Genomic DNA, 11,832 nt, shown 5'->3' on the forward strand with positions numbered 1-11,832 from the left:
GGAGCATTGTATGAGAAAGACGAAACTCACTTGTGCCGGTTTGGGAATCATGCTGTTACTCACCAACTGCGCCACCACCGATTCAAATGGTTTTGTAATCGACTCTGGTAAAAAAACTTATGTAGTAGCTGATACAACGAGTTACACTGACGCAAACCCCACCACAGCCTACTCTTCCCCTTATAAAAACATCTATTATGTTAATTCCAAAGATCCATTAATGAGAGGAACCCTACGTAAAAATGATCCTGGAACGGTCAACACCATAGAACAAAATCTGCAATCATTACCTAGTGATTATTCGAATCAGTGGTAAGACATAAGTTGGGCGCATTACGCTCTGCTCCATCAGCATAGAGCTGTTTAATGGTGATGGCAGCGATCGTACACAATATGGCACTGCCTATGAGGTAAAAGCTTGGGGCCAGTACATTGGAAGAAACCCCCACTAAATAAGTTACAATCAAGGGAGTTAAGCCTCCAAAGAAAGCAAAGGCAATGTTATAGGAAATCGCAATCCCCGTATAACGAATGGAGGTTGGAAAAAGCTCTACCAACAAGCTGGGATATACCATAATCGAACTACTTAAAATAGCTAAGATAGCCAAGGCACCAACCAATGCCTGAGTTGTTTGCATCGATAAAATGGCAAACAAAATATAACCAAATAAAATAAAACCGATTGCCCCAGTCAATAATACCGCTTTTCGTCCAACGCGATCCGCAAGCCAGCAAAAGAAAACCAGCAAGCATGAATAGAAAAATAAGCTTATCGTATTAAACAGGATTGCCTCTTCTTTAGGGTAGGCAAGAATTGTGGAAAGATAGGTGGGCATGTATAAAAATAATAAATTGATAACAACAGAACCAAGGCAGGTGATACCCACTCCTTGTATTATTTGTCGCCAGTAATGCGTAACAGCCTCCATAAAGGGGATGCGCTCTCGCTCCTGCCGCTCTTTAAATACCATAAATAAAGGGCTTTCAGTCATTTGCTTACGAATGTAAAAACTAAATACTCCAAGCAAACCACCAATAATAAAGGGTATACGCCACCCAAAAGATAATAGTTGTCCTTTTGTTAACAAATTAGTTAACAGCAAACTAATTGCTGCACCTAAAAAAATACCTAAATTGAGAAAACAAAAGATGATTCCACAGGCCAAACCTCGAGAGCGTGGATTTACATGTTCACAGGTAAAAGTAATAGCTCCGGGTATTTCACCACCGATGGAAAGGCCCTGCAAAATACGCATCAGCACGAGTAAGATACTTGCCCACACTCCCACATGCTGGTAAGTAGGCAGAAGTCCAATAATCACCGTAGGTACAGCCATCAATGCCACAGAATAAATAAACGTTTTCTTGCGACCGTATTTGTCACCAAAATGACTAAAGGCTATTCCTCCTAAAGGACGAATTAAATAACCAATCGCAAAAATTGCATATACTTTCATTAACGAAGCCAGCTTGTCCGTTTCAGGAAAAAAAATCTGGCTAATGGTCTGGGCAAAAATAACATAAATGATGAAATCATAGAACTCCAGAGCGCCGCCTAAAGAAGCAAGGAAGATGATTTTGCGTTCACCAGCGTGTAATTTTTGCGTAGACATTGTGACTCCCTTCACCAAAGAATATCCTTGAAAATATCATAGCATTCATTAAGTTGCATGTTTTTTTTCAAGGAGAGGAGCTCTTCGAGCGGAGCAATTATCAGCGCTTAGCTCTTATGATTTGTGAAATAGGAATTAAGGTCTCAATTCCCTGTTCCGTCTTTCGCTTTTCTCCCTTCCATGCATGCCCATATACCACCTCATATGTTAAGGGGTACCGCCCGCTTTCTGTTTGCAAGGAACTATAGTTTTGTTCGAATTTTTTCCACGAATCTCGGCCGGTTAAACCTTGATTGCGCCCTGAATTTACATTTTTTACACCTTGGGCTTTTAAAGAACGCACCAGTTTAGACAGAGACTCATAATGAACAGCCAGCAACTCCATATCCATTACCGGCTCCAAGAAATACTCGGCCATGAGGCAATCACCTACATCATGCATGTCAGGAAATTCATTCACATGCGCATAGTCATTCGCTCCAGACCAAGCATATTTTAATTCTTTAAAGGTATCCGGGCCTAAAGTGGTGAACATAAGACAAGCATTGGGCTTCATTACCCGATTCAACTCGCGAAAAACAAACTCTAAAGACTCACCCCAATGAATTACCTGATTTGCAAAAACTAAATCAAAAGCTCCAGTCGCAAAAGGGAGCTGCTTCATATCAGCACTTACTAACGGCCATTTACGTCTCCAGCTGTGTTTTTTCTGTGCTTGTACTAACATGGCGTGCGCCAAATCCAAACCCACGATCTGCGCTTTAGGATACATTTGTGCTAATTCGCGTGAAAAAACACCCGTGCCACAGCCCAAATCAAGAATGCGCTGGGGAGCGATTTTTAAATAGTGGAGTCGCTCTAATAAACGAGTACCAATTTCATGCTGGACTTTCGCAGCATGCTCATACTCTGCGGCATGTTGGTTAAATGCCTTGCTAATTTCATGTGTACGGGTCATTATGAGAACCAGGAAAATTATTCAATATAAAATGGAATCCAACACGCGTGCGCCAGAAACTATTTATTGTAACACAGAGTTTGCGTTTGCCCTCTATATGCACACTTTGCAGTCAATTTCATAAAAGTAATCATGCTGTCTGTGAACCTTGTATTGAGTTCATGTCCCAATTAGACCTGGCATGCCAGCATTGTGCAAGTCCTTTAGCTGATGGCGGCTCATTAATATGTGGTGGCTGTATTAAAAACCCCCCGCAATTTGCCCATGCGTACGTTCGCTATAAATTTGAAGAACCTTTACGTGGCTTACTTCACCAATTTAAATACCATAATGGGCTTTATCTTCATTCCTTTTTAAGTCATTTAATATTGAACGGCATACCTGCCGATAATCTGCCCCAATGCCTCATTCCCGTCCCAATGCATGCACGGAAAATAAGACAGCGAGGATTCAATCATGCAGCAATTTTGGCACGTGACCTAGCGAAAAAATTGGGGCTTCCCTACGATTTTGCCAGTTGTCAGAAAGTGCTTAATACGGCACCGCAGGCTAGTCTAGATAAAGAGCAAAGGCAGAAGAACTTACGCAATGCGTTTATTAGCAAGAAGCTGCCCTTTCAGCATGTTGCTTTAATTGATGACTTACTTACGACGGGCTCCACTGCTAATGAACTGGCGTTAACGCTTAAAAAGGCCGGAGTGGAACGGGTGGATTTATGGTGTTGTGCGCGGACGGTGGCTAATGGAAATCAACAGTAATCTTCGCGTCGCAGAGGAGGCTGAATTATTTGCCAAAAAACTTATGGATAGAGGTCGTCTAAACTTCGTGCCGGAAACACAGCGTTGCACCCGTATTATGCGATGCAAATACGGGCTACGGTTCCTGAGGTTAAATTCTTTGTAAATCATTCATCAACAAATGCACCAGCATTACGCAAAACACAATAAATACCAAGCGATGCACTAGCAACTCCATGGCCACCGAGATTGACTTGCCGCGAATTTTCTCCAGCAGGGCATAAACAATAGAGCCACCATCCAAACCAGGAATAGGAAAGAGATTAACTAAGGCAACGGCTAAGCTTAACGTAGCAATGAAGTACATAAAGACCACTATTCCTTGCGTTAATGACGCAACTGACGCAGCAAAAACACTCAAAGGTCCAAGCAGCATTGAGAAGGGAATGACGCCGGTAAAGAGCTGTTTGAAAATCATTAAGAAAAAATACAACATACTTGCTATTACTGCATTTGCTTGCTGCATTGCCGCCCCCAAAGAAGGAGCACGCAAGGTATCGCGAGGTGCAGAAAGATTAGCCTCTATACCCAACTGACTTAACAAATTCAACTTAGGGCCACGAAAACTTACCTGACTTAAATTGATGGTTACATTTTTTAATTCATTGCCATGTCTTAAAACCATAGGGATATCTGTTTGTCCCCACAGGATAACCATGTGCATGCCAACATCATTCCATGTAGGTGTTGGCTTATTGGCAATCGAGACAAATTGATCGCCAACCGCAACTCCTGCTTGAGCAGCTATGCTATTCGGTTGTACGGTTTTAACTTGTGGCAAAGTATAAGTAAGGCCAATGCTATAAACCAAGACCAGCGCAATCCATGCGGTAATTAGATTCGCTACGGCTCCGGCCAATAAAATAAGAACTCGTTGCCAAACTGGTTTTTTATCAAAACAACCTGAATATTCGGAGGGCTCCACAGGGCTAATGCGCGTGTTTTCTAATTGCACATAACCACCTAAAGGAAACATGGCCCAAACCCATTCACATCCGCTACCACTTTGCCAACGCAATAAGGGTTTACCAAAGCCAATGGAAATTTTTTTAATTTTAACCTGAAAATAACGAGCAACTAAGGCGTGCCCCGCCTCATGAATACCTATGACTAAAAGTAAGGTAAGGATTATGGCAATAATCGCCAAAAACATAATTAACTCCTATTCCAGATTAATTTCAGAGGACCTAAGTATCTTCTCAGATTCAAAACAGCCACAAGCGCCCGCCATTACGAACAGAAGGTTCTCCATGATGGGCGCTTCGTTTCTAATGCTGGCCTTCGCCTAAGTCTTTATTTGTATTATCAACCACTAATTGCAACATGGGCGTTCCTTTCTTACCCAATTCATATCCTTGACGAAACACCTCAAAAACACGGTAAGCCTGATTGGATTCACTATCCACCAACTCCACATCATCACCCTGCTCATCGATTAATGTTACCGTTAGATGAATTTCGCGAAAGCCAGCAATATGATAGCGCTCTTTAAAGAGTTGCAAAACGCGCTCTAAACTTTGTGCTGCCTCATCGCCGCTATGTTCACCTTGAAGGATTATATCCATGACCAATCTCCCCATCAGTTAGCACCTTTAGTGCAAAAGCATTCTACTGTATGTTAGCGGCCAAATAATTTTGTACTTTAATTTTACAAAGCATTTTCTAATATCCTTTTTATCGCAACCGGTTGCTCGAATGAAACACAATTAATTGCAGCCTTTACAGCAGAATTGTTGTTAAACCCTACAAATTTAGTGACTAATCGTTTACAATCCCCCGATTACTTTAAATATAGACTAATTCATATTTCTATGGTGTTTGTTGCTTGCGGACTCAATCATAAAACTGCTCCAATAAACGTGCGTGAAAAAGTTGCGCTATCTCCGGCTACCCAAGATTCATTACTGAACAGCTTAATCAGGCTTCCTGAAGTAAGTGAGGCAACGATCTTATCGACCTGTAATCGTACTGAAATTTACTGCGAGACCCAAGATCCCCACGTACTTACTGAGTGGTTAGCCCGCGAGCATCAGCTCACTCCTGAAGAATTAACTCCTTATTTGTATATTCATAAAGGCAAACAGGGCATTAAACATGCGTTGCGAGTAGCCATTGGCTTAGATTCCATGATGATCGGTGAGCCGCAAATTTTTGGGCAAATGAAACAAGCCTATCAACATGCCAATCAACTGGGTGCGATAAAATCGCAATTGCGCTCTATTTTTGAATATATTTTTAATGCTTCAAAACGAATTAGAACCTTAAGTGGTGTCGGCATTAATCCGGTTTCTGTAGCCTATGCAGCGGTGCAGCAAATCGGCCAATTTTTCGCCGAATACAAATCATTACGTATTTTACTCATTGGCTCTGGAGACACTGCAGCCCTCGTTGCTAAATATTTACATCAACAAGGCGTACATCATTTTCTAATTGCCAACCGTACTCAGGAAAATGCTGAGAAACTGGCCCAGACCTTTGGGGGCAAAACGATTCCCATCAGTAACCTGGCGCAACATTTGCCTGAAGTTGATGTAGTTATCACCGCAACGGCTTGCCCTATTCCATTTATTAACAAAGATTTGGTTGCACATGCCTTGCAACAAAAAGCATCCTCCCCCACGTTCTTTTTAGACTTGGCCGTACCCCGTAATATTGAAGCCAATATTACTGAGCTCGAGCAGGTATATTTGTATAATGTTGACGACTTAAAAAATAAAATCGAACAAGGCATGGAAGAGCGACGCCAAGCAGCCTTGCATGCAGAGCAGTTAATCGAAGAAGAATTAAATAATTACTTACGCAAGCAACGCTCTCTTAAAGCCAAAAAAGTGATTTGTGATTATCGTTTGCACATGCAACACCTGGCTCAAAAAGAATTACAGCGTGCCTTAAAAAAACTTTCTGCAGGACAGTGCCACCAGACCGTTTTAAATGAATTTAGCGAGCGCCTAGTTAATAAATTAACGCATACCCCTACTACCGGCTTAAAACAAATAGCTCGTGACGGGCGTGAAGATTTGTTTGTTCTAGCGCAATACCTCTTTAATACAACAACTTATCAATCATCTTATGAAGAAATCTCTTGAGTTAAAACTGCAACAAATGCTGGAACGCTTCCAAGAAGTGGAACGATTATTATCTGAAGCCTCCGTGATTGCAGATCAGAATCAGTTTAAAGCCTTATCCAAAGAATATGCCCAGTTAGAGCCTGTAGCCAATTGCTACGAAACCTATATTGCGGCCCAAGATAATTGGGCCTCTTTACAGGAAATGCTGGATGGAGGAGATCAAGAGCTTGCGGCGATGGCTGAAGAAGAACTTGATGATGCCAAAAGGCAAATTGAAGAATTGGATGAGCAACTGCAATGGCATTTGATTCCTAAAGACCCTGATGATGAGCGTAATATTTACCTTGAAGTACGGGCGGGGACAGGGGGTGATGAAGCCGCAATCTTTGCCGGTGATCTCTATCGTATGTACAGCCGCTATGCTGAAAATCGCGGTTGGCAACTGGAACTAATCAGTGCCAGTCATGGAGAACATGGGGGCTACAAAGAAATTATTGCCCGCATCAGCGGTACAGCCGTTTACTCTCAACTTAAATTCGAATCAGGAGCCCACCGTGTACAACGAGTTCCGGAAACGGAGTCCCAAGGTCGTGTGCATACATCTGCATGTACGGTAGCGGTTATGCCGGAAGTGGACGAAATTGATGAAATCCAAATCAATGCCGATGATTTACGCATTGATACCTACCGCTCATCAGGAGCTGGAGGTCAGCACGTTAACAAAACTGATTCCGCCATCCGTATTACCCATATTCCTACAGGTGTTGTTGTTGAATGTCAGGATGAGCGCTCACAACATAAGAACCGAGCTAAAGCGATGTCTTTGTTAAAAACACGCCTATTAGATGCCGAGCAAAGCAAACAACGACAAGAACAGGCACAAACACGCAAATCACTTGTTGGTACTGGCGATCGCTCCGAGCGCATTCGCACCTACAATTACCCTCAAGGCCGCCTGACGGATCACCGTATTAATCTGACCATTTATCAACTGGGCGATGTAATGGAAGGAAATTTATCTTTAGTTATTGATGCATTACAACGTGAATATCATGCAGAGCTCCTCGCTGAGTTGGGACGCAATGATTAGCATACGCACAGCTTTGGGTAATAACCCAGAGTTAGAGGCTGAGATTTTACTCTGTTATGTCTTAGGTAAAAACAGAGCGTATTTGTTTGCTCATCCGGAAGAATTACTGAGTACAGAGCACTATGAACGGTATCAAAGCTTCTTGGTGCAGCGCGCTCAAGGTATTCCTATTGCCTACATTACGGGTGAACGCGAGTTTTGGTCACTGCATTTAAAAGTTAATGCGCATACGTTGATCCCGCGCCATGAAACCGAATTATTAGTTGAATTAGCTTTAGAAAAAATACCCCAAGATAGCGAAGCATGTATCCTTGAACTAGGAACAGGAAGCGGAGCCATCGCCATTGCTATGGCGAAAGAAAGGCCAAACTGGAATGTTGTTGCTTGTGATTTTAGCCAGGAAGCTTTGCAAGTTGCTCAAGAAAATGCACAACTTAATCATGTGCGCAATATAAGCTTCTATCATTCAAATTGGTACAGCGCCCTTCCCAAGCGACAATATCATGCCATTATTTCTAACCCACCCTATATTGCTGAGCAAGATCCACACCTACAAGAAGGTGATTTACGCTTTGAACCCCGCAGTGCTTTAGCGAGTGGTCGAGATGGATTAGCGGATCTACACTTGATTATTGAGCAAGGTTATGATTATCTTTTACCTAATGGCCTGATTTTACTGGAACATGGGTATGATCAAAAGTTAAAAGTTAGAGCTATACTTAATGAACTAGGCTACAAAAACGTACAGTGCTGGAAAGATTTACAGGGTCATGACAGAGTAAGTGGCGGTTGGCGATAAATGTTGTTGATGATACAACAGTTTTTTGGTATACCTACCGCCTTCTGAAAAGAGCCCAACAAATAAAAATCGTCTCTGTTGGTTTGCTATTATTAATAAAACCAGTGGACAGTGGAATGGAGGCAAATATGACCGAACAATTAATTGATAAAAATAATGAGAGACTATACAACGTGAAAAATGACACGATAGGTAGCATGGGAATTTCTCCTTACATTGAAAGTGAGGGCGAAGAGTATATGAATGAAAAGCAGCTAGCCCATCTTGAAAAGATTTTGCTAGCGTGGCGTCAATCATTAATGGAAGAAGTAGATCGTACGGTTACTCATATGAAAGATGAGGCTGCTAACTTCCCAGATCCATCTGACAGAGCGAGTCAAGAAGAAGAGTTCAGCATTGAATTACGTACTCGTGACCGCGAGCGCAAACTCATTAAGAAAATTGAAGATGCGTTGGAACGTTTAAGAAATGATGATTTCGGTTATTGCGAAGCATGTGGTATAGAAATAGGCCTTAAGCGCTTAGAGGCGAGACCAACCGCTACACTATGCATCGACTGCAAAACCTTGTCTGAAATCAAAGAAAGGCAAAATCAGGGTTCTTAATCCCGTTTCATTCCAAGCGTCCGCGAACCATGTCGCGGACTGCCCCACCCAAGTATTGTAATTATCATCATCCTTAGCTAACTCATATTAGTTCACCCTAGTATGATTATTTTGTGCTCCTTATCCCTGATTACGATTTCTTTGCATACTAGCTATATGTCTAAAGTCATCAAAAGTTCATGTTATATTAATATTTACTTAAATTAAGAAAACCTATAACCCTCTCTTTTTGTCTAGGCTTACCAACGATGAAACATAAATAAGAATATCTTATGAATCCATTAAAAAATCTGGACTATATCCCACATATTATTTCATTCATGAACTTATTGCACATCAATAGTTCGAAAAATCCTGGCCCTTTGATGAATCGACAGCAATCGGTTTTAATGTTCCTGAATCCCCCAATGCGTTATTAACCATTCAGCTGAGCTCTGACTATAATACAGACAACACAATTGAAGACGATGCGGAGTCTGCTGAAAACGAGGCGCTGCAAGTGCTGTTAGCACTTGAACCCCGCAATGGCAGGGGCTGAATTTTTAAAAGATTCACAGAGCCCATGTTAGTTGCAGCTCATATGGGCTGCTTCATGGGTATTTATAATAAGCTTTCTATTTGTTGCATATGACGCAGTACTGCACCCTTGTTTTTTTCAAACACTGTGCTGGCATTATTAATCAGTTGTTGGCGGTAAGAAGGATCACTATGCAACTTAATCAATACATCGATCACTTCATTAGCCTGTTGCACCAAGACAATTGCCTTTGCCTTTTCTAATTCATGGCAAATTAACTTAAAATTATGGACATGAGAACCGCTAATAACCGGAACATTCATTGCGATTGGCTCAAGTACATTATGACCACCAACCGGAACAAGGCTGCCCCCTACGAATGCATAATCACTAATCTGATACATGCCTAAAAGCTCGCCTAAGCTATCCAGTACCACAATTTCATTGTCCGTACTTAAAGATGCAAGCTTTGAGCGTAAGCCAGTGTTAAATCCTGCATGAACACATTGTTGATACACTTCTTGAAAGCGCTCTGGATGTCGTGGTGCAATCAAGAGCACTATCCCAGGGATCGCTACTTGCAAACGTCGTAGCTGGGCAATAATCTGTGACTCTTCATTATCATGGGTGCTGGCGGCAATAACCGCTATTCGTTCGGCTCCCCAATGACTCTTTAACTCATTAAATTTTTGTTGGTCAGTACTATGCGTTTTTAAATCATATTTTATATTCCCCAAAACACACACCCGTTCAGGTAGTGCTCCTAAAGCAATAAAACGTTGAGCATCCTCTACACCCTGCGGCAAAATAGCCGAAAAGCGATTAAGCAGCGGTTTTATAATAAACTTAATCTTTTTATAGCCTTGGGTTGAGCCCTCGGATAAACGTGCATTAGCAAGTAATAAAGGTATATTGGCCGCACGTGCTTCATAAATTAAATTGGGCCATAGCTCCGTTTCCATAATCAAACCAACTCGTGGTTTAATTTGTTTGAAAAAACGTTTAAGAATTCGTGGCAATTCATAAGGCACATACTGATGCCCTACCCGATTGCCATAATGACTTTGCACACGACCAGAACCAGTCGGTGTCATGGTCGTAACGAATACAGACCAATTTCTTTCTAACAGGGCATCAATCAAAGGAATCGCTGCGATTACCTCCCCCAAAGAAACAGCATGTACCCACACATCAACTGGTTGGTGTTCTTTGACTCCGAAACAAAAGCGCTCCGCAATACGTTCTCTATAGGCTGGTAAGCGACGCCCTTTCCACCATAAACGAGCTACAATAAATGGTGTAAGTAAATACATTAAAAAAGAGTAAAAAAATCGCATATAAAGCCAAACCTAAAAGCCGACAGTATATACTTAAAATGTGGTATAAAGCGATAAGACTATTGTAGATGAACGCCGCACCCTTATATACAGTAGAACTGACATTAATTTTAAGGTAATTCTCTATAATGAATTTTAAGGAATTTTTTACAATTAGTACTTGGTGGGGAAAACTCCTCGGTGCCTTCTTTGGATTTTTATCCGCAGGTCCCACAGGGGCAATCTTTGGTATTTTAGTAGGAAATATCTTTGACCGAGGACTAGCGAGTCATTTTTCTAATCCACTCTTATTGTATTTGACGGAAAAGCGCGGCAATGTGCAAACCATGTTTTTTGAGGCAACCTTCTCCATTATGGGCTATCTGGCAAAAGCAGATGGCAGGGTTAGCGAAGAAGAACTGGACATGGCCCGTTCAATTATGAATGAAATGCATTTGGGCCAACAACAAAAAATACTCGCCATGCGTTTATTTAATGAGGGCAAAGGACCTAACTTTGATCTCATTAGTGTACTGGTAAGACTACGCCAAGCCTGCAATGATAATCGTGATTTATTGAAAGTCTTTATAGACATTCAATATCAGGCCGCACAAATTGATGGTATGACTACTCGAAAAATCCAGACCTTGGATATTATTTTCTCTCATTTGGGTTTTATGCCTTTTCATCAGCAATACCGCTTTTATGAAGATTTTGGCTCTAATCATAAGCAACAAGAAAACCAGCAGTCTTCATCTGACTCTTATTCCTCATACAGCAGATACAACTATAAACCTTCAAAATCAAATTTGGACTCTGCTTATGCCTTGATGGAAGTATCGCCTAGCGCCAGCAAACAAGAGGTTAAGCGGGCCTATCGTCGTTTATTAAGCCGTAATCACCCTGATAAACTAATTGCTCAAGGCTTGCCTCAAGAGATGATTAAAGTTGCAAATGAAAAGACGCAGAAAATTGTGAAGGCTTATGAGTTGATTTGTGAAAGTAAGGGATGGTGACTTAGGCCGCATATCCTCCTACGGCCTGCCTTGAAAGATGGTTACAGGGTATG

At 41.6% G+C, this 11,832-nt stretch carries 12 protein-coding genes; 7 read left to right on the forward strand and 5 right to left on the reverse strand.

Translation table 11 applies throughout. The annotated features are described in order from the left end of the window. Positions 1–10: 10 nt before the first annotated feature. Positions 11–316 (forward strand): hypothetical protein, encoded by a 306-nt coding sequence (locus tag ACD661_RS14810; protein ID WP_400188645.1) that lies wholly within the window; start codon positions 11–13, stop codon positions 314–316. Here ACD661_RS14810 and ACD661_RS14815 read toward each other — a convergent pair. Together ACD661_RS14815 and bioC are read right to left on the reverse strand one after the other, a co-directional pair. Next, positions 291–1,613, reverse strand: coding sequence for an MFS transporter (locus ACD661_RS14815; protein WP_400188646.1), 1,323 nt, complete (start codon positions 1,611–1,613; stop codon positions 291–293). The two genes, ACD661_RS14810 and ACD661_RS14815, sit on opposite strands and share 26 nt — an antisense overlap. Before the next feature lie 100 nt (positions 1,614–1,713). Further along, a complete protein-coding gene (bioC, locus tag ACD661_RS14820) occupies positions 1,714–2,571 on the reverse strand; it encodes a malonyl-ACP O-methyltransferase BioC (protein ID WP_400188647.1) in 858 nt (285 codons plus the stop codon). Positions 2,572–2,732: 161 nt separating this feature from the next. On the opposite strand from bioC, the gene ACD661_RS14825 reads away from it, so the two are divergent. After that, positions 2,733–3,329, forward strand: a complete 597-nt coding sequence (locus tag ACD661_RS14825) for a ComF family protein (protein WP_400188648.1) — start codon at positions 2,733–2,735, stop codon at positions 3,327–3,329. Positions 3,330–3,459: 130 nt separating this feature from the next. On the opposite strand, the gene ACD661_RS14830 is transcribed toward ACD661_RS14825, so the two are convergent. Together ACD661_RS14830 and ACD661_RS14835 are read right to left on the reverse strand one after the other, a co-directional pair. After that, complete coding sequence (locus ACD661_RS14830) at positions 3,460–4,521, reverse strand: M50 family metallopeptidase (protein ID WP_400188649.1); 1,062 nt, start codon at positions 4,519–4,521, stop codon at positions 3,460–3,462. Between the two features lie 115 nt (positions 4,522–4,636). Further along, positions 4,637–4,933, reverse strand: a complete 297-nt coding sequence (locus tag ACD661_RS14835) for a hypothetical protein (RefSeq protein WP_400188650.1) — start codon at positions 4,931–4,933, stop codon at positions 4,637–4,639. 246 nt (positions 4,934–5,179) lie between these two features. On the opposite strand from ACD661_RS14835, the gene hemA reads away from it, so the two are divergent. From hemA to dksA, 4 genes are all read left to right on the forward strand, one after another. After that, on the forward strand, positions 5,180–6,454 hold the full coding sequence (hemA, locus tag ACD661_RS14840) for a glutamyl-tRNA reductase (RefSeq protein WP_400188675.1): 1,275 nt from the start codon (positions 5,180–5,182) through the stop codon (positions 6,452–6,454). Beyond that, complete coding sequence (gene prfA, locus ACD661_RS14845) at positions 6,438–7,526, forward strand: peptide chain release factor 1 (RefSeq protein WP_400188651.1); 1,089 nt, start codon at positions 6,438–6,440, stop codon at positions 7,524–7,526. The genes hemA and prfA overlap by 17 nt, the downstream gene beginning before the upstream one ends. Further along, positions 7,519–8,325 (forward strand): peptide chain release factor N(5)-glutamine methyltransferase, encoded by an 807-nt coding sequence (prmC, locus tag ACD661_RS14850; RefSeq protein ID WP_400188652.1) that lies wholly within the window; start codon positions 7,519–7,521, stop codon positions 8,323–8,325. Before prfA ends, prmC begins: the two co-directional genes overlap by 8 nt. 128 nt (positions 8,326–8,453) lie before the next feature. Next, positions 8,454–8,930, forward strand: coding sequence for an RNA polymerase-binding protein DksA (dksA, locus tag ACD661_RS14855; protein ID WP_058533559.1), 477 nt, complete (start codon positions 8,454–8,456; stop codon positions 8,928–8,930). 600 nt (positions 8,931–9,530) lie between these two features. Here dksA and waaA read toward each other — a convergent pair. Then, complete coding sequence (gene waaA, locus ACD661_RS14860) at positions 9,531–10,784, reverse strand: lipid IV(A) 3-deoxy-D-manno-octulosonic acid transferase (RefSeq protein WP_400188653.1); 1,254 nt, start codon at positions 10,782–10,784, stop codon at positions 9,531–9,533. Between the two features lie 128 nt (positions 10,785–10,912). On the opposite strand from waaA, the gene djlA reads away from it, so the two are divergent. Next, the gene (djlA, locus tag ACD661_RS14865; RefSeq protein WP_400188654.1) at positions 10,913–11,779 is read left to right on the forward strand and encodes a co-chaperone DjlA; all 867 of its coding nucleotides are present in this window, start codon (positions 10,913–10,915) and stop codon (positions 11,777–11,779) included. Positions 11,780–11,832: the final 53 nt, after the last annotated feature.

The sequence above is a fragment of the Legionella lytica genome, assembly GCF_044626755.1.
In the GTDB taxonomy this organism is placed as follows: Bacteria; Pseudomonadota; Gammaproteobacteria; order Legionellales; family Legionellaceae; genus Legionella; species Legionella lytica_A.

Excerpts from the sequence above, each read along its gene's own strand:
- ACD661_RS14810 (WP_400188645.1), top strand. The coding sequence starts at position 11 with ATGAGAAAGACGAAACTCACTTGTGCCGGTTTGGGAATCATGCTGTTA.
- ACD661_RS14815 (WP_400188646.1), bottom strand. The coding sequence starts at position 1,613 with ATGTCTACGCAAAAATTACACGCTGGTGAACGCAAAATCATCTTCCTT.
- bioC (WP_400188647.1), bottom strand. The coding sequence starts at position 2,571 with ATGACCCGTACACATGAAATTAGCAAGGCATTTAACCAACATGCCGCA.
- ACD661_RS14825 (WP_400188648.1), top strand. The coding sequence starts at position 2,733 with ATGTCCCAATTAGACCTGGCATGCCAGCATTGTGCAAGTCCTTTAGCT.
- ACD661_RS14830 (WP_400188649.1), bottom strand. The coding sequence starts at position 4,521 with ATGTTTTTGGCGATTATTGCCATAATCCTTACCTTACTTTTAGTCATA.
- ACD661_RS14835 (WP_400188650.1), bottom strand. The coding sequence starts at position 4,933 with ATGGATATAATCCTTCAAGGTGAACATAGCGGCGATGAGGCAGCACAA.
- hemA (WP_400188675.1), top strand. The coding sequence starts at position 5,180 with ATGGTGTTTGTTGCTTGCGGACTCAATCATAAAACTGCTCCAATAAAC.
- prfA (WP_400188651.1), top strand. The coding sequence starts at position 6,438 with ATGAAGAAATCTCTTGAGTTAAAACTGCAACAAATGCTGGAACGCTTC.
- prmC (WP_400188652.1), top strand. The coding sequence starts at position 7,519 with ATGATTAGCATACGCACAGCTTTGGGTAATAACCCAGAGTTAGAGGCT.
- dksA (WP_058533559.1), top strand. The coding sequence starts at position 8,454 with ATGACCGAACAATTAATTGATAAAAATAATGAGAGACTATACAACGTG.
- waaA (WP_400188653.1), bottom strand. The coding sequence starts at position 10,784 with ATGCGATTTTTTTACTCTTTTTTAATGTATTTACTTACACCATTTATT.
- djlA (WP_400188654.1), top strand. The coding sequence starts at position 10,913 with ATGAATTTTAAGGAATTTTTTACAATTAGTACTTGGTGGGGAAAACTC.